This window comes from Pseudomonas cavernae, from assembly GCF_003595175.1.
Taxonomy (GTDB): domain Bacteria; phylum Pseudomonadota; class Gammaproteobacteria; order Pseudomonadales; family Pseudomonadaceae; genus Aquipseudomonas; species Aquipseudomonas cavernae.
Genome location: NZ_CP032419.1, coordinates 3,418,040 through 3,435,278 on the forward strand (window position 1 = coordinate 3,418,040; position 17,239 = coordinate 3,435,278).

Consider the following 17,239-nt stretch of genomic DNA (forward strand, 5'->3'; position numbering starts at 1 on the left):
CGAGCGAAGGCTAGACAAGGCGCAACGACCAACGGGAGTAACAGCCGCAGGCTGGCCCGAAGGGTGAGCGCAGCGAATAAATCAGCCGAAGAAGCGGAGTTTACGAGGTGTAAATGAGCATGACTCGCTGCGCTCGCCCCTTCGGGGCCGCACTGAAGTGCGTTAGCCGCAAGCGGCTTGCTGAGGCTGACTTCAACGCTGTATAGCCGAGCGCAGTAGTTTTCAACAGTCTGCTAGCCGGCGCGGAAGATCATGTAGTCCTCCCAATCATCCTCGGCGACCTTGGTTTCGCTGAGCATGTTGCCGGACTGGGAGATGCCGGCCTTGTGCACGGCCTCGGGATCACCGCAGATCAGCGGGTGCCAGGGCGGCAGGTCCTGGCCTTCGGCCACCAGACGGTAGCCGCAGGTCGGCGGCAGCCAGCGGAACTCGCTGGCCTGGCCGGGGCTGAGCTGGATGCAGTCGGGGACGAATTTGCGCCGATTGGCGTAGTCGGTGCAGCGGCAAGTGTTGAGGTCGAGCAGTTTGCAGGCGATGCGCGTGTAGTAGACGCTGCCGTCGTCCTCATCCTCGAGCTTCTGCAGGCAGCACAGGCCGCAACCGTCGCACAGCGACTCCCACTCGTCCTGATCGAGCTCGGCGAGGGTTTTGCGTTTCCAGAAGGGTTCGACTTTGGCGGCCATGGCGACTGACGAGGGGCAGGAGAACTTGAAGGGCCGGCAGTCTAGCGCCAGGCCAGGCGCAGGCCAAGGCTGGCGCGCCGAATGGCGGCGCTCCCGTGCGGGTGGAGGGTGCGCGACCTGACGGCTGGGCGTTGTAGGTTGGCGTTGAGCGTAGCGATACCCAACAAACGGCAGATCAGGCAACAGCGGGCGTCAGGCTGTGGATCGCGCCGGAAAGATGGGTATCGCTGCGCTCAACCCATCCTCGAAACTCAGGCTCTGCGGCTCACACGGTGCGGCTCAGTAACCGCGGGCGAAATCCACCTGGCCGCGCAGCGCGCCGCCGGCCCGATAACGCGCCAGGTTGTCGAGAAACAGCTGGGCCATCAGCCGCGGCTGGGTCGGCGCCGAGCTGTGGCCGGTCACCAGCAGGCCATAGGCGGTCCAGAACGGATGGCGCGGCGGCAACGGCTCCTGGCGGCAGACGTCGATGATCGCGCCGGTCAGGTAGCCCTCGCGCAGGGCCATCACCAGATCGGCATCGACCACCGCCGAACCGCGACCGACGTTGATAAACAGCGCACTGGGCTGGAAGCGGGCGAACAGCGCGGCGTCGAAGATATCCTGGGTGTCCGCGGTATCCGGCAGCAGGTTGATGACGTAATCGGCCAGCCCAACCAACCGCCCGAGCTCGGCCAGCCCGGCCACCTCGCGGAACGGCGCCAACGGCCGCGGCGTGCGGGCGACGCCGTACAGCTCGATGCCGAACGGCGCGAGGAACTGCGCGACGCTCAGGCCGATATCCCCGCAGCCGACGATCAGCACCCGGCGCCCGGCCAGACTGTGCGGCGGGCGGTTGTCCCAATGGCGTTCGACCTGGCTGGCCAGGCGCGCCAGCACCTCGCGCTCATGGTTGAGGATGTAGGTCAGCACGTACTCGGCCATCACCTGACCGAAGATGCCGACCGCGCGGGTCAGTTGGTAGGCGCGCGGCAGGTCCGCCGCCAGCAGCGGGGTGATCCCCGCCCAGGTCGACTGCAGCCAGCGCGGCGTCTGCCCGCGCCGCAGCACGGTGGCGAGCAGATCCGGCTGGCCCAGCCAGATCGAGCAGTCGCCGGCCCAGTGCGCCAGCTCGGCAGGGTCGGCGCTGGCGTGCAGCTGCAAAGCGGGCTCGGCCGCGCTCAGCAGTTCGGCATACAGGGCATGGTCGTGTTCGGCAATCAGGACGCGCATGGAAACCTTCGGAACGACGCCGGCATGGCCACCGATGAAGACGGTCACACCGGGCGGAAGCGGATAAATGAATAAACGGAGTGGCGCCGGTGGCTCAGAACCTGTTTAAAGTCCCGCAATCCGAGAGTCGGCCCTGGCCATCGGTGGAAAATGCTTCGCAGTTTTCCACCCTACGCGACTGGCAGTCTGGGTAGGGTGGATAACGCTTTGCTTATCCACCAGCACGCCGGCAGCACATGCTCACGGGCGAGACCTTGAACAAGTTCTCAGACCGGATCGTTGCGCCGTAACAGCTCTTCCGGCAGATGCTGTATGTAGTCCTCTTCCGGCGGCGGCATCTGCAGGTGGAAGCCCTGCTTGTCGAGATTGTCCAGCACCTGCTGGATATCTTCGCGGGCCAGTTGGCGCTCGGGCGTGAGGATCATGTCGAAGGCATGCTGGGGCGTACCGAACGCGCTCAGCAGTGCCTCCGGCACCTTGCTCATGGCATCGGCCCGGAGTACGTAGAGGTACATCTCGCGCTTGCGCGTGCTTCTGTAGATCGAGCAGATACGTTTCATGCCTGTTCTCCCGGCGGTTGGCCGGCCAGCGTGTCGAGCAATGCCTGGCCCATCAGCTCGCGGCGCCAGCCACGCAGGGACTCCGGCAACTGATAGGGGCCGTTGGGAAAGCCGCTTTTCAGCAGCGCTTCGAGGGTTTTCTTGCGCAGCATCAGCTCCGGCGCCATGTCCAGGCGCTCGGCCTCGCGCTGGCCGATGGCGCGCAGTTTCTTCAGCAGCGCCGAGGCTTCCAGCGGCAACGGCTCGGGCAGCGGCGCGGGCCAACTGTGCGGCGGCGTGGCAGCGGCGTCCTTGATCAGCTGCAGGAGGAATTCGCCATCCTGGCGCACGGTCTTCGGATGCATGTCGTCGATGCGCGCCAGGCTGACCAGGTTGTCCGGCTGGTAACGCGCCAGCGGCCACAGCGAATTCTCCCGCAGCACGCGGTTACGCGGCTGATTGCGCGTCCGCGCCTCGCGCTCACGCCAGGCACACAACTCACGCAACACGGCGAGCTGCGCCGGGGCCAGCTTCCAGGCCAGCTTGGCGTCGCGGTAGGCGTCTTCCGGGGCGGTGACCCGTAGCTGGTTGGCGACCAGCTCGGCGCCGTCCTCCAGTACCCAGGCGTTCTTGTCCTGCGGCAGCTTGGCCTGCAGGGCCTGGTACACCTCGGCCAGATGCAGCACGTCCTCGGCGGCGTAGCTGACCTGAGTCGCCGACAGCGGGCGCTGCAGCCAGTCGGAGCGGGTCTCGCCCTTGGGCAGTTCGATGCCCAGCAGCTCCTGCACCAGCCGCGAATAGCCCATGGAGAAGCCCAGATTGAGGTAGGCGGCGGCGATCTGGGTGTCGAACAAGGGTACCGGCAGCGCGCCGGCCAGGCGCTGGAACACCTCCAGATCCTCGCTGGTGGCATGCAGCACCTTGACCACCGCCGGGTTCTCCAGCAGGGCGGCGAAGCTGCTCCAATCGCCGATCAGCAGGGGATCGATCAGATGCGCCCGGCTGCCATCGCCGACCTGCACCAGGCCGGCCAGCGGATAGAAGGTGTCGACCCGCACGAACTCGGTGTCCAGCACCACATAAGGCAGGCGCTGCCACTCGGCGCAGTGCCGCGCCAGGCTGGCGTCGTCGCGAATCCAGTTAATTTCGATAGCCACGCGGCTCTCCCATGCAGAATGCCGCGCAGTATATATCGCCCCCACTAATCCGCGGACATTCGCGCCTGTTCGAGCCTTGCCGGGCCTGCGCCCGCTGCCTATGCTGCCGACGCCTGTCCGACAAGAATCAGAATAAGGGAATGCCATGAAAAAACTTCTGGGCCTGATCGCCCTGCTGCTCGCCGCCGCGGCGGTCTACCTCGCCCTCACCCCCAGCCCGATCGATCCGCTGGCCTGGGACGCCCCCAAGGCGCCGGCCATGACCGGTGTGCTGGAGCCCAACGACACCCTGATGAAGGCCGAGCTGCTCGCCCAGGGCCAGATCCATGGTCCGGAAGACAGCGCGGTGGACGGCCAGGGCCGCATCTACGCCGGCCTGCACGACGGCAAGATCGTCCGCCTGGGCAGCGACGGCAGCCCGCAGACCTTCGCCGACACCGGCGGCCGGCCGCTGGGCATGGACTTCGACGCCGCGGGCCAGCTGATCGTCGCCGACGCCTACAAGGGCCTGCTGCGCATCGACCCGCAAGGGCAGATCAAGGTGCTCGCTACCGAAGCCGACGGCGTACCGTTCCGCTTCACCGACGACCTGGACATCGCCAGCGACGGGCGCATCTACTTCACCGACGCCTCGGCCAAGTTCCAGCAGCCGGATTACCTGCTCGACCTGCTCGAAGCCCGCCCGCACGGGCGTCTGCTGCGCTACGACCCGGCGACCGGCAAGACCGAGGTGCTGCTCAAGGATCTGTACTTCGCCAACGGCGTGGCGCTGTCGGCCAAGGAAGACTTCGTGCTGGTCAACGAGACCTACCGCTACCGCATCACCCGCTACTGGCTGCAGGGCGCCAAGGCCGGCCAGCACGAGGTGTTCATCGACAACCTGCCGGGCCTGCCGGACAACCTGCAAGGCGACCGCGCCGGCACCTTCTGGGTCGCCCTGCCGTCGCCGCGCAAGGCCGACGCCGATTTCCTCCATCGACATCCGTGGCTGAAGGCGCAGATCGCCAAGCTGCCACGCGCGTTGTGGCCGAAGCCGACCCGCTATGGTCTGGCCATCGCCGTCGACGAACAGGGCCAGATCATTCGCAGCCTGCATGACACCAGCGGTGCGCACCTGCGCATGGTGACCTCGGCCAAGCCGGTCGGCGACTATCTGTATCTGGGCAGCCTGGACAACGACCGCCTCGGCAGGCTGAAGATTCATTGAGTCGCACAGCTTGTGTAGGGTGGGTTAGCCGCGTAGCGGCGTAACCCACCAGCAGTGCCGCCATGGACTCTGGCGTCAAGCAGGGTTGGTGGGTTACGCCTACGGCTAACCCACCCTACCAATCTGGTCAGCGACATTTCCGGCGTCAGCCTGATGTTCCCGGTCGAAGCCAACGGCGTGTTCCTGCAAACGTCTGAACCCGCGGTCGAGGCCCTGAACGCCCGCGGCTGGCGCTTCTACACCTTCATCGGTGCCGTCGGCGCGCGCTTTATGTGTTGGTGGGATACCGCAGAAGAGCGGGTACGGGAGTTGGCGCGGGATATCCGGGAAGTGATGGGAACCGCTTAAGGTGCACGGAGCTTATATAAGCCGGTTACAAGCCAGAGAGCCTAATCGCCATCGGATATAGCTTGTTGGGCCTTGCGCAAGCAATTAAGTCTAGACAGCCATGAGCGCCCACTATGCTTCATCGTGCCGCCGACCAAACTTGGCGAGGGCTTATCGCCCATGACACAAGGTTGAGAACGAGGAGGATAGCACCATGGTCAAAATCGAAAGCAGCTTAGTCATCAACCGCCCCGTCGAGGAGGTGTTCGCCTTTGTCTCCAATTACGAAAACCTCCCCCGTTGGAGATCGATTGCCTTAGAAGTCAAGAAGACTACAGAGGGCCCCAGCCGCGTGGGCACTAGCTACACAGGAAAATTCAGCTTTCTGGGCCTACCCTTCGAGGGAGTCTTTGAGGTCATCGAACACGAGCCGAGTCGCAAGTGCACGATCAAGACCACCACCCGACCCTTTCCACTCGAGACGCGCTACAGCTTCGAGCCGGTGGAGAATGCCACCCGCCTCACCTTCGTCTCCGAGGGCTCGCCGGGCGGTTTCTTCAAATTGGCCGAGCCTCTGGTGGCGAGCATGGGAAAAAGGCTGTTCGAGGCCGATCTGCATAATCTGAAAGAGCTGCTGGAAGCCCAGGCCCTATGAACGCCTGAGACGACTAATCAAAGAATCAAAGGGGACAGCTTTATTTTCTGAGGCCGCCAAGGTTTGGAAAAATAAATCCCCCTTACCCCTTATTACTGCTTTACCCCTTATGTGTTCGTGGGATACCGCAGAAGAGCGCGGGCGCATTGACTCGAATACGCTACAGGAGTTTGTCATGCCCCTCGCCCAACTGCTCACCCCCGCGCAACTGGCCAGCCGCCTGGGCCGGCCTGGCCTGGTGATTCTCGACTGCCGCTTCGCCCTGGAAGATATCGCCTATGGCCAGCGCAGCTATGCCGAAGGGCATATCGCCGGCGCCCAGTTCGCCGACCTCGAGCGCGACCTGTCCGGACCGATCGTCAAGGGCGTGACCGGCCGCCATCCGCTGCCGGAACCCGCGCCACTGCTCGAACGCCTGCGCGTCTGGGGCGTCGATAACGCCAGCGATATCGTCCTCTACGACGACGGCCCTGGCGCCTTTGCCGCCCGCGCCTGGTGGTTGCTGGCCTGGCTGGGTAAGCGCGAGGGCGTGTACCTGCTCGATGGCGGCCTCAACGCCTGGCGGGCGGCCGGCTTGCCATTGACCAGTGAGCCCCCGACCCGCGCATCCGGTAACTTCCAAGGCCAGCCCGACGCCAGCCTGGTGCTCAGCGCCGAGCAGCTCCAGCAGCGCCTGAGCGACCCGCAGTTGACCCTGCTGGATGCCCGCGGCCTGCCGCGTTTTCGCGGCGAAGTGGAGCCCATCGACCCGATTGCCGGACATATTCCCGGCGCCCGATGCGCCACGTTCACCGACAACCTCGGCGGCGACGGCCGTTTCCTGCCTGCCGCGCAACTGCAGCAGCGCTTCGCCGCCCTGCTTGCCGGCAAACCGCAGCAGGAGCTCGTGGCCTACTGCGGTTCCGGCGTCACCGCCTGCCATAACCTGTTCGCCCTGAGCCTCGCCGGTTACCCGTTGGCACGGCTGTATGCCGGCTCCTGGAGCGAATGGATCACCGACCCCGCACGCCCCATTGCCCAAGGCGACTAGCAAACGGCCCTGGGCCCCCGGCGAAGTTGTCGCGGTAGGATGGCGTTGAGCGCAGCGATACCCATGCTGCCGGTACTTGATGGGTATCGCTACGCTCAAGCACATCCTCCAAAGGTCCCGTGCCTTGGCACTTCGGTCAGCTAGCGAGTGCCGAATTCGAGTGTTTTTTCAACGCTCTGTTAAGCACAGCGGGCTATATGGTTCATAACCAAAATGTGGAAATGATTTAAAAACAGCCCTTTACAGCGGAAATATCCCACTAGACTTCAACGTGAGCGGCTAACCCCGCTTCCGGTGGGGCCTTTCTGAGAATGACTAAAAGAAGCTGCCATGCGCCCCGGCCTCACCGGCACCCTATTCGCAGAGGCTTATATGGGTATCGCCGCCAGTGAGCTACGCCAGCACGTCATCCGCCCTACCCTCCTCTACCTTGGCTGTCATTCGCCCAGCGCCGAAGCTCTGCTGCTGGGTGTAGCCGCCTGCCAGTCGGCACTCGGCAGCGCCCTCGACGACCAGCAGGGCCATGGCCTGTACCGCATCGCCGAACTGCGCCACCAGCAGCTCTGGGACCAACACCTGGCACTCGATCCGGATCTAGCCAGCCAGGTGCGCGGGCTGGCCAGTCAACACGCCTTCCTCACCGCTCCGCATCTCGAACTGACAGTCAACCTGCGCTATGCCACGGCCATTGCCTGGCTGCTGGTGCAGGCGGAAAAGACCCAGCTGCCGGCCGCCGACGATCTGCTCGGCTTCGCCCGGGTGTGGCGCCAGGTGTTCCAGCCCCAAGGCCGGGTGCGTGACTTCATCCACGCCTGGCGCCATTGCGTGGGCAACCTCAGCCACGTCGCCTGAGCGTCTTACCCCATACCGCAAAACAATCCCGAAGCCTGTCCGATTGCCCGACAAGATCGCGACAATTGACATCATATTGACTGCATTTGTCCGACAAAACCCCGAAAATAGGTCGCTAGCAAGCCTGGAGGATTCCTGCTAGTTTCCGCCCCGCTTTATGCCTCTAGGAGTCACCAATGAAACACCTCTGGTCCAAAACCACCCTCGCTCTGGCCCTTGGCGCCATCGCCAGCCACAGCCTTGCAGGTGGCTTTGCCATCAACGAACAAAGCGTCAGCGCCATGGGTACCTCCTTCGCGGGGCGCTCCTCTGCCGCCGATGATGCCACCACCGTATTCGGCAACCCGGCCGGCATGTCGCGCCTGAAGCGCGAGCAGGTCAGCGCCGGCGCCGCCCTGATCTACGCGAAAACCGATATCGATGACGCCCGCAGCTTCCCGGGCATCGGCAGCAACGACGGCGATATGGTGCCGCTGGTCGCCGCGCCCATGGGCTACTACGTCAAGCCGCTCGACGACAACTGGACCTTTGGCCTCGGCATGTACGTGCCGTTCGGCCTGATCACCGACTATGAGAGCGGCTTCCAGGGCCGTTATTTCGCCGACCGCAGCGAAGTGCGGGTGATCACCCTGCAGCCCACCCTCAGTTACCGCTTCAACGATCAGCTGTCGGTCGGTTTCGGCCCGACCATCAACCGCATCGATGGCGAGCTGACTTCCGCCGCCCTCAACCGCGCGACCCCAGGCAGCAATGACGGTAAGGTCAAGGTCAAGGGCGACGACACCGCGCTCGGTTACAACATCGGCGTGCTCTACCAGATCACCCCGCAGACCCGCGCCGGCCTGACCTATCACTCGATGGTCGACTACAAGCTCGAAGGCGACACCCAGATCAACGGCACCGGCTTCGGTCCGTTCAACGGTCGCGAGTTCGACGCCTCGCTGAAGCTGAAGACCCCGGAATCGGTGGACTTCTCGGTCACCCACGAGCTGAACGCCGACTGGACCCTGTATGCCGGCAGCACCTGGACCCGCTGGAGCCGCCTGGAAGCGATCGTGGTCGAAAACGAAGGCGTACCCGCCCCGCTAACGCAGACCCTGAGCCCGATCCGCGAAGAGCAAAACTGGCACGACACCTGGTCGCACGCCATCGGTGCCGCCTACAAGCTGAACCCGCAGTGGGTCCTGCGTGCCGGTCTGGCCATCGATCAGTCGCCAGCCAACAACCAGGACCGTTCGCCGCGCATTCCGACCAACGACCGCAAGGCCATCAGTTTCGGTGCCGCCTGGAGCCCCAGCGATGAGGTCACGGTCGATCTGGCCTATTCCTACCTGCAAGAGGACGACGCCAAGATCGATGAGGTCAGCCCGACCAAAGGCGCCTACAGCTCCACCTTCAAGAACAGCGCCCATGGCCTGGGCGCGCAGCTGACTTACCGCTTCTAAGCGGTTTGTGCGGCCCTCCCGCGATGCCCCTAAGCGTCGCGGGAGACAAGGCTGCCCGGCCTGCCTCTTAGCGGGCGGCCGGCGCAGCAGTCCCCGCCCCCGTCAAAGCCCGGCCTTGGCCGCGGCCTCCTTCCTCGCCGCCAGCGCATCGTTGGCTTGCACCCTGAACAGATCCGCGCTGGTGAACAGCCGTTCACGCAGGCGCTGGGTTTCTGCCTGCACGTCGCTATCGCTCATGCCGCTGCCAAGCAACGAGGCCAGTCCCTGGCGATACGCCTCGTAGCGCTGGCGCCAGGCTTGCTCAGTCTGCAGCTCAGCGAGCAGCCGCTCGACCGTGACGGCATCGTGGGTTTGGCTGAGCGTGCTGCGCATCTGCGCTTCGCTGGCGCCCTCGCGCAGCAGTTGTTCGCTTTCCTCCTGCTCGGCCAATGCCTGGGCCTGGCGGTCCGCACTGGCCCGCTCGGCGGCCGGCAGCCGCGCCCGCAAGGCCGCCTCCGCCTCGGTCCGGGCGCTGGCGGACAGATCGCTGCGTTGCGCCAGCGCCAGGCTGTCCAGGGTATAGCGGGACAGCGCCTCTTCCCGACCGAAGAACGCCGCCACGGCAGCCGGGGTCATATGCTCGCGACGCAGCGTGGCCCAGCGCTCGGCGTCGTCGCGGATGGCCTGCAACTGGGCTTCTGGATCGCTGTCAGGCTGCGGCAGCGGCGGCGGCAACTCCAGGCTGGCGCGCTTGAAGTCGAGATAATCGCCGAGCAGACGCGACATCTGCCCCAGCGCCGGCTCCTGCAGGCGTCCGTTGGCATCGGTAATCAGCCGCGCGACCGCCTGGTCCAGGCCAACCTCATCGGCGCTACCGAGGAAGCGGTCGAAGTAGTCGCGCAGCTCCAGATCCACCCGCAGGTTGCCGGCGGCATCGGTCTTCAGGACGCCAGTCTGCGCACGCGGCCTGCTGACCACCGGGCCCGAACTCTGCGGCCCAACGGCGGCCGCCGCCACAGCCACGGGATATGCTGGCTGGCTGGTGCTCACCGCGACGCCCGGGGCTGGCGCAGCCAGCGGCACAGGCGCGGCGCTCGGCCACGACAGGTACAGGGTCAGGCCCATGGCAGTAGACGCCAGAGCCAAGGCGCCGCCCAGCAACCCTAAGTGTCGAGACATATCCCCCTCCTCGCCCCTCGCCATGCAACCACCCGCAGGCATCCGGACGCCCAGTGGAGGCATGCCCTTAGAGCCTGTTTACGATCTCGCGAGCTAGAGTCAAACAAGGCGAAAACGGCTGAGGAAGCGGAGTTTACGCGTTGTAAATGAGCATTCCGAAGCCGTTTTCAACGCAGTTTGACCGACGCACAGCAGATCGTAGACAGGCTCTTAGCGGGCATACCGGCCGCCGAGACTGCCATAGCGACAACCCGGCCACTAACCCCGAACGGGTGATTGTCAGTACGGATACGGATGATTGCCACTCACCTGGCGGGGTGAACCAAGGCTCAGGGTTTGGAGGCGATCGCCTGCTCCAGGGCCGCGCGCAGGCTGTCGCTGTCCGGTTTGGTCAGGCTGGAGAAGCTGGCCACCACCTTGCCCTGGCGATCGACCACATATTTGTAGAAGTTCCAGCGTGGCGCGCTGCTCTGCTCGGCCAGGTCCTTGAAAAGCGGAATGGCCTCGTCGCCGGTGACCTTCTGCGGCTCGGTCATGGTGAAGGTCACGCCGTAATTGACGTAGCAGATCTTGGCCGTCTCGCTGCTGTCGGCGGCTTCCTGCTTGAAGTCGTTGGAGGGCACGCCGAGCACTTCCAGGCCCTGGGCTCGATAGCGCTTGTACAGCGCCTCCAGGCCCTTGAACTGCGGGGCGAAACCGCAATGGCTGGCGGTATTGACGATCAGCAGTGGCTTGCCGGCGAAGCGCTCGCACAGGTCGATGCTTTCCTTGGCGCGCAGTTTCGGCAGTTCACCCTGCAACAGCGCCGGGCAGTCGGTGGCGAGTGCCGGGCCGGCCAACGCGGCGAGCAGCAGCGCGGCGAATAACAGACGTCCGTTCATGGTGTGAATCCTGTCCTGGTGGCAATGAATCAACGCTACTCCCCCGCACCCATGGCGGCAATCGACCTGGGTTCGCCGCACCTGCCTGTAGGAGCGGATTCATCCGCGAACCAGGCCACTCGGCACTGTCCCCATCGCGAATAAATTCGCTCCTACGGTCAACGATTCATGCGCGGAGTAGACCTTAGCAAGCCCCCATGCCCAACTGCAGCAAGGCCAAGCCGCCCTGCTGCCAGCCCCACCAGATCAAGGTCAGGAGCGCCACGCCGAGCGCCAGCGCCAGCAGCCCGCCGCTTGGGCTGCTCATGCCGCGCCCCCTGCCGTCTGCAGGCGCGCTACCGGCTGCTCGCGTACCGGCCAGTTGAGGGCGGCGGCCAGCAGGCTGAGGAGGATGGAGATCTGCCAGACCAGCTCGTAACTGCCGGTGTGGTCATACAGATAACCGCCCAGCCAGCCGCCGAGGAAGGCGCCCAGTTGATGGAAGAGGAAGACGATACCGCCGAGCATCGACAGGTTGCGCACGCCGAACAGGGTCGCCACCGTACCGTTGGTCAAAGGCACCGTGGACAACCACAGCAGGCCCATGGCGATGCCGAAGGCATAGGCGCTCCAGACGCTCAGCGGCAGGCTGATGAAGGCCAGGATCACCACCGCGCGGATCAGGTACAGCGCGGTCAGCAGGCGCGGTTTTGACATCCGCCCGCCCAGCCAGCCGGCGATGTAGGTGCCGAAGATGTTGAACAGCCCGACCAGCGCCAGCACCGTGGTCCCGCTCTGCGCCGGCAAATGCTGATCGACCAGATAGGCCGGCAGATGCACGCCGATGAACACCACCTGGAAACCGCAGACGAAGAAGCCCAGCGCCAGCAGCCAGAACCCGGAGTGCCCCGCCGCCTCGTGCAGCGCCTCGCGCAGCGTCTGCTCATGGCCCTGCACCGGCAGTGGGCGATCCCTGAGCATGCCGGCCAGCGGCACGATCAGCGCCACCAGCAGCCCCAGCGCCAGCAGCGCCGCAGACCAGCCGAGCCAACTAATCAGCCCGAGGGTGCCGGGCAGCATGGCGAACTGGCCGAACGAGCCGGCCGCCGCGGCGATGCCCATGCCCAGGCTGCGCTGGTCGATGGGCAGGGCACGCCCGACCACGCCGAGCAGCACCGAGAACGAGGTGCCGGACAGGCCGATGCCGATCAACAGCCCGGCGCTCAGCGACAGCGACCAGGGCGAGTCGGCCAGGCCCATCAGCATCAGACCCAGGGCGTAGAGAATGCCGCCGACGACCACCGTTTTCGTCGCCCCGAAGCGATCCGCCAGCGCCCCGGCAAAGGGTTGCGCCAGCCCCCAGATCAGGTTCTGCAAGGCGATGGCGAAGGCGAACACCTCGCGCCCCCAGCCGAAATCCGCGCTCATCGGCGCCAGGAACAGGCCGAAGCCATGACGGATCCCCAGCGACAAGGCGAGGATCAGGGCGGCGCCGAGCAGAACCCAGCCGGTGGTGCGCCATGGGGAAGTCATGTTCTGTCCTTTGCTCACAGGGGGAATCGGCTGGCTCGTGGCTGGCCAGCGCACCTAGCGACAGCTTATATCCCTGCAGCCAGACCGCCATCAATCACAGTTGCCGACGGATCGGCCGACACAGTTGGCGCCGCCCTTCAGGTCAGTGCCAGCACCAGCAGCACCGCGCACTCGCTGAGCTCCACCAGCGCCCCGGCGGTATCGCCGGTGGTGCCGCCCAGGCGTAGCAACAACGCGCGACGCAACCAGGCAAATAGCGCCAGGCCGCCGGCCAGCGCCAGCCCACCGGCCCAGCCGCACAGCAGCATGGCCAGCGTATGCGCGCCCAGCAGCCAGGGCAGTGCACGGCGCGGCAGATGCTCGGCCAGCGCCTGGCCCAAGCCGCCGGCGCGCACATAGGGCGTGGTGAGAAACAGCAGCGGCAGCAGCGCCCGCGCCAGCCAGGGCGCCAGCAGCAGCGCCAGCCACTGGCCGCGTTCGAGCAGAGCGACCAGGACGGCGAACTTGAGCAACAGCAGCAAGACCAGGACGACCACGGCGATCGGCCCGCTGCGCGGGTCCTGCATGATCGCCAGGGTGCGCTCGCGGTCGCCGAGGCCGCCGACCCAGCCATCGGCCGTATCGGCCAGGCCGTCGAGGTGCAGGGCACCGCTCAGCAGCACCCAGGCGCTCAGCAACAGCGCGGCCTGGAGCAGCAACGGCGTGCCGGCGAGCAGCAGGTGCAGGCCGCACAGCGCCCCGCCGAGCAGCAGACCGACGAGCGGATACCACAGCAGCGAGCGGCCCAGTTGCTGCGGCTCCGGCATGCCGGGCAGGCGCACCGGTAGACGGGTGAGGAACTGCACGGCGATCAGCGCCGGAATCAGCCAGCCCATCAGACAGGCGTCTGCGCGGGAACGGCAGGCGTCAACGCGATCAACTCGCCATGGCCGACCGTCACCCTTAGCAGCTGTTCGCGCGGCAAGCCGCGGGCGCGCGCCAGCAGCAGGCGGATCACCCCGCCGTGGCTGACCAGCAGCACACGGCGGCCGGCGAATTGCGCGGCCAGGCGCTCGATGGCGGCGAACACCCGTGCGGCGAACTGCACCATGGGCTCGCCCTGCGGCGGCGTGCAGGCATAGGGCTCGGCCCAGAAACGGCCCAGCGCGTCGGCCTGATCCTCCATCAGACTGGCGGCGCTGCGGCCCTCCCAGGCGCCGAAATGCAGTTCGCGCAGATCGGCCTCCAGCAGCAGCGGCACGCCGTGCTGCTGCGCCAGCTCAGTGGCGAAGGCGGCGCAGCGCTGCAGCGGCGAGCTGACGATGGCATCCCAGGGTCCGGCATTGGCCACCGCCGTGCGCATCTGCGCCCAGCCGCTGGCGGTCAGCAGGTCGTCGAGGCTGCCGCGAAATACGCTGCCCAGCTCGGTCTCGCCATGGCGCAGTAGATCGAATTGAGCGGTCATTGGCCGCGATCGGCCACCGCCGCCTCGGCGAAGGTGGCCATCTCGTTGTGCAGGCTGCAAGCCAGTTGCAGCAGCGGCACCGCCAGCGCCGCGCCGCTGCCCTCGCCGAGGCGCAGGCCGAGTTCGAGCAGCGGCTCGGCTTCCAGCGCCGTCAGCAGCAGGCGGTGACCGGGCTCGGCGCCGCGGTGGGCGAACAGCAGCCAGGCGCGGCAGGCGGGGTTGAGGCGCACCGCGCACAGCGCCGCCACCGTGCAGATGAAGCCATCCACCAGCGCCAGCACCCCCTGCTGCGCGCAGGCCAAATAGGCGCCGGCCAGCGCGGCGATCTCGAAGCCGCCCAGGCAGCGCAGAGTCGCCAACGGGTCGCCGAGCTGTTCGGCGTGCAACGCCAGTGCCCGCTCGATCACCGCCGCCTTGTGCTGCACGCCGGCCGCATCCAGGCCGGTGCCCGGGCCGACCAGCGCGCGCGCCGGGCAGTTCAGCAAGGCGCAGGCCAGGGCGCTGGCGGCGCTGGTGTTGCCGATGCCCATCTCGCCGCCGATAAACAGTTCGGCACCGGCCTCACAGGCCCGGCTGACGCTGGCGCGACCGGCGGCCAGGGCTGCCTGCAGCTGCGCCGCGCTCAGCGCCGGCTCGCGGGCGAAATTGGCGGTGCCGGCGCCGAGGCGCAGATGGCGCACGCCGGGCAGCGCGAGTCCTGGGTCGGCGCTACCCAGGTCGATCACCTCCAGCGTGGCGCCGAGCCGGCGCGCCAGCACACTGATCGCCGCGCCGCCGCCGACGAAGTTGCGCAGCATCTGCCCGGTCACCGCCTGCGGATAGGCCGACACGCCCTCCTCGACCACCCCGTGGTCGCCGGCGAATACCGCGATCCACAGGCGTTCGACCTGCGGGCGCTCGCGGCCCTGCATGGCCGCCAGTTCGACCGCTACCCGCTCCAGTTGGCCTAGCGCACCGGCCGGCTTGGTCAGCTGCCGCTGGCGCGCCAGCGCGCGCTCCCGCACCGCGCCATCCAACGGGCGAACCGCTTGCTGCCACCAGCTCATAACGCCTCGCCCTTGAGCAGCAGCGGCAGGCCGGCGACGGTGAACAGCACCCGCTGGCAACGCTCGGCCAGGGCCTGGTGCAGCCAGCCGGCCGCGTCGACATAGCGGCGGCTCAACTCGCCGAGCGGCACCACGCCGAGGCCGGTCTCGTTGCTGACCAGAATGATCCGCCCCGGCAGTGCGCCGAGGGTTTCCAGCAGGGCCTCGCGCTCGGCCTGCAGGCGCGCTTCGTCTTCCAACATCAGCAGATTGGTCAGCCACAGGGTCAGGCAGTCGACCAGCAGGCACTTGTCTGCTGCCGCCTGCTCGCGCAGTACGCGGGCCAGTTCGACCGGCTCCTCGATCAGCCCCCAAATGGCCGGGCGGCGTGCGCGGTGCTGCTGGATACGCACGCTCATCTCGCCATCCAGCGCCTGGCTGGTGGCGATGTAGGTGACCGTCAGGCCGGACTCGCCGGCCAGCTTCTCCGCCAGTCGGCTCTTGCCGGAACGGGCGCCGCCGAGGATCAGTTCACGCATCTTTCATCTCGTTCCATATTCGTGCATTCGTAGGCTGGATCGCGCTTTATCGATCCACCAGCCGGGGTCACCCACTGCAAGGTGGATGTAAAAAGCGCCATCCAACCTACGTCAGGCCGCACAACTGCTTGAGCCTCTGGGTATCCAGATGCGCCTCCACCAGATCGGCCAGGCGCTCGATATCGCGCTCGCGCAGGGCGTGGTAATCCACCGTCTGCACCTCGCGCAAACCGGCCCAGCGCAGCAGCGCGGCGCAGGCCGGCGGCGACTCGAATAGGCCGTGCAGGTAGGTGGCGACGATCTGTCCGTCCGCGCTGATGGCGCCGTCCTGACGGCCATCGGCCAATTGCACAGCTGGACGCTCTAACGCCGCCCCACTGCTGACCCCGGCGTGGATCTCATAGCCGCTGACCGGCGCCTGTTCCAGGCACAGTTGACCGGCGACGTTGCGCAACTGCTTCTGCGCCTCCAGCACGGTCTCCAGCTCCAGCAGGCCGAGGCCGGGGCTGGAACCGGCGGCGCCTTCCAGGCCCAGCGGGTCGTGCAGTTGGCGGCCGAGCATCTGCAACCCGCCGCAGATACCCAGCAGCTTGCCGCCATAACGCAGATGGCGCTGGATCGCCGCCTCCCAACCCTGCGCACGCAGAAAGGCCAGGTCGGCGCGCACGCTCTTCGAGCCGGGCAGGATGATCAGGTCGGCCGGCGGCAGCGGCTGGCCGGGACCGACGAACTGCAGATCGACCTGCGGGTGCAGGCGCAGCGGGTCGAAGTCGGTGTGGTTGCTGATGCGCGGCAGTACCGGCACCAGCACCTTGAGCAACCGCTCGGCCTTGGCGCTCTGGCGCTGGTCGATAGCGTCCTCGGCTTCCAGGTGGAAATCCATCAGGTACGGCAACACGCCGAGCACCGGCTTGCCGGTGCGCGCCTCCAGCCAGTCGAGGCCCGGTTGCAGGAGGGCAAGGTCGCCGCGAAAGCGGTTGATGACGAAGCCCTTGACCCGTGCCTGCTCGCTGGCCGAGAGCAGTTCCAGGGTGCCGACCAGATGGGCGAACACGCCGCCGCGGTCGATGTCGGCGATCAGAATCACCGGGCAATCCACCGCCTCGGCGAAGCCCATGTTGGCGATATCCCCCGCCCGCAAGTTGATCTCCGCCGGCGAGCCCGCGCCCTCGACCATCACCACCCGATAGGCGCTGTCGAGGCGCCGATGCGAGGCCAGCACCGCCTGCATCGCCACTTGCTTGTAGTCGTGGTAGGCCGCCGCCTCCATGCTGCTGATGGCGCGGCCGTGGATGATCACCTGGGCGCCGGTGTCGCTGTTGGGCTTGAGCAGCACCGGGTTCATGTCGCTGTGCGGCGCCAGCCCGGCGGCCTGGGCCTGCACCGCCTGGGCGCGGCCGATCTCGCCGCCGTCGGCGGTCACCGCGGAATTCAGCGCCATGTTCTGCGGCTTGAACGGCGCCACCTTGACGCCCTGGCGCTTGAGCCAGCGGCACAGGGCCACCACCAGGGTGCTCTTGCCGGCGTCGGAGGTGGTGCCCTGCACCATTAAAGTCGTGCCCTGTACCATTAA

Annotated in this window: 18 protein-coding genes and 1 pseudogene; 6 read left to right on the plus strand and 13 right to left on the minus strand. The window is 66.5% G+C overall.

What is annotated here, in order from left to right:
* Positions 1-233: 233 nt before the first annotated feature.
* From D3880_RS15515 to rnd, 4 genes are all read right to left on the minus strand, one after another.
* The gene (locus tag D3880_RS15515; protein WP_119894332.1) at positions 234-683 is read right to left on the minus strand and encodes a YcgN family cysteine cluster protein; all 450 of its coding nucleotides are present in this window, start codon (positions 681-683) and stop codon (positions 234-236) included.
* A gap of 279 nt (positions 684-962) precedes the next feature.
* On the minus strand, positions 963-1,895 hold the full coding sequence (locus tag D3880_RS15520; RefSeq protein ID WP_119894333.1) for a D-2-hydroxyacid dehydrogenase: 933 nt from the start codon (positions 1,893-1,895) through the stop codon (positions 963-965).
* Positions 1,896-2,161: 266 nt separating this feature from the next.
* Positions 2,162-2,455, minus strand: a complete 294-nt coding sequence (locus tag D3880_RS15525; RefSeq protein ID WP_119894334.1) for a YcgL domain-containing protein — start codon at positions 2,453-2,455, stop codon at positions 2,162-2,164.
* Positions 2,452-3,591 (minus strand): ribonuclease D, encoded by a 1,140-nt coding sequence (rnd, locus tag D3880_RS15530; RefSeq protein ID WP_119894335.1) that lies wholly within the window; start codon positions 3,589-3,591, stop codon positions 2,452-2,454. The genes D3880_RS15525 and rnd overlap by 4 nt, the downstream gene beginning before the upstream one ends.
* A 145-nt stretch (positions 3,592-3,736) precedes the next feature.
* Here rnd and D3880_RS15535 point away from each other — a divergent pair, with 145 nt between their 5' ends.
* From D3880_RS15535 to D3880_RS15560, 6 genes and pseudogenes are all read left to right on the plus strand, one after another.
* Positions 3,737-4,798 (plus strand): SMP-30/gluconolactonase/LRE family protein, encoded by a 1,062-nt coding sequence (locus D3880_RS15535; protein WP_119894336.1) that lies wholly within the window; start codon positions 3,737-3,739, stop codon positions 4,796-4,798.
* A gap of 123 nt (positions 4,799-4,921) precedes the next feature.
* Positions 4,922-5,146, plus strand: a pseudogene (locus tag D3880_RS15540) (threonine aldolase); the annotation flags it as partial.
* Positions 5,147-5,339: 193 nt separating this feature from the next.
* On the plus strand, positions 5,340-5,780 hold the full coding sequence (locus D3880_RS15545) for an SRPBCC family protein (protein WP_119894337.1): 441 nt from the start codon (positions 5,340-5,342) through the stop codon (positions 5,778-5,780).
* Positions 5,781-5,955: 175 nt separating this feature from the next.
* On the plus strand, positions 5,956-6,810 hold the full coding sequence (locus D3880_RS15550; RefSeq protein ID WP_119894338.1) for a sulfurtransferase: 855 nt from the start codon (positions 5,956-5,958) through the stop codon (positions 6,808-6,810).
* Between the two features lie 372 nt (positions 6,811-7,182).
* On the plus strand, positions 7,183-7,662 hold the full coding sequence (locus D3880_RS15555) for a hypothetical protein (protein WP_119895756.1): 480 nt from the start codon (positions 7,183-7,185) through the stop codon (positions 7,660-7,662).
* A gap of 176 nt (positions 7,663-7,838) precedes the next feature.
* Entirely contained in the window at positions 7,839-9,107 is a 1,269-nt protein-coding gene (locus D3880_RS15560; RefSeq protein ID WP_119894339.1) for an OmpP1/FadL family transporter, read from the plus strand.
* Positions 9,108-9,209: 102 nt separating this feature from the next.
* Here D3880_RS15560 and D3880_RS15565 read toward each other — a convergent pair whose 3' ends face one another.
* The 9 genes from D3880_RS15565 to D3880_RS15600 form a co-directional block, all read right to left on the minus strand.
* Positions 9,210-10,265, minus strand: coding sequence for a lipase secretion chaperone (locus tag D3880_RS15565; RefSeq protein ID WP_162935011.1), 1,056 nt, complete (start codon positions 10,263-10,265; stop codon positions 9,210-9,212).
* A gap of 329 nt (positions 10,266-10,594) precedes the next feature.
* Positions 10,595-11,146: a glutathione peroxidase gene (locus D3880_RS15570; protein ID WP_119894341.1), complete on the minus strand. Its 552-nt coding sequence runs from the start codon at positions 11,144-11,146 to the stop codon at positions 10,595-10,597.
* Between the two features lie 184 nt (positions 11,147-11,330).
* On the minus strand, positions 11,331-11,453 hold the full coding sequence (locus D3880_RS23210; protein ID WP_274381169.1) for a hypothetical protein: 123 nt from the start codon (positions 11,451-11,453) through the stop codon (positions 11,331-11,333).
* Positions 11,450-12,658 carry an MFS transporter gene (locus tag D3880_RS15575; RefSeq protein ID WP_119894342.1) on the minus strand — a complete coding sequence of 403 codons (1,209 nt, stop codon included), beginning with the start codon at positions 12,656-12,658 and terminating at the stop codon, positions 11,450-11,452. The genes D3880_RS23210 and D3880_RS15575 overlap by 4 nt, the downstream gene beginning before the upstream one ends.
* Positions 12,659-12,795: 137 nt before the next feature.
* Positions 12,796-13,524 (minus strand): adenosylcobinamide-GDP ribazoletransferase, encoded by a 729-nt coding sequence (locus D3880_RS15580; RefSeq protein ID WP_119895757.1) that lies wholly within the window; start codon positions 13,522-13,524, stop codon positions 12,796-12,798.
* An 8-nt stretch (positions 13,525-13,532) separates the two neighbouring features.
* The gene (gene cobC / locus D3880_RS15585) at positions 13,533-14,102 is read right to left on the minus strand and encodes an alpha-ribazole phosphatase family protein (protein WP_119894343.1); all 570 of its coding nucleotides are present in this window, start codon (positions 14,100-14,102) and stop codon (positions 13,533-13,535) included.
* Positions 14,099-15,148: a nicotinate-nucleotide--dimethylbenzimidazole phosphoribosyltransferase gene (gene cobT / locus D3880_RS15590; RefSeq protein WP_119894344.1), complete on the minus strand. Its 1,050-nt coding sequence runs from the start codon at positions 15,146-15,148 to the stop codon at positions 14,099-14,101. The genes cobC and cobT overlap by 4 nt, the downstream gene beginning before the upstream one ends.
* A complete protein-coding gene (gene cobU, locus D3880_RS15595; RefSeq protein ID WP_119894345.1) occupies positions 15,145-15,666 on the minus strand; it encodes a bifunctional adenosylcobinamide kinase/adenosylcobinamide-phosphate guanylyltransferase in 522 nt (173 codons plus the stop codon). Before cobU ends, cobT begins: the two co-directional genes overlap by 4 nt.
* Positions 15,667-15,772: 106 nt before the next feature.
* Complete coding sequence (locus D3880_RS15600) at positions 15,773-17,236, minus strand: cobyric acid synthase (protein ID WP_119894346.1); 1,464 nt, start codon at positions 17,234-17,236, stop codon at positions 15,773-15,775.
* Positions 17,237-17,239 lie beyond the last annotated feature (3 nt).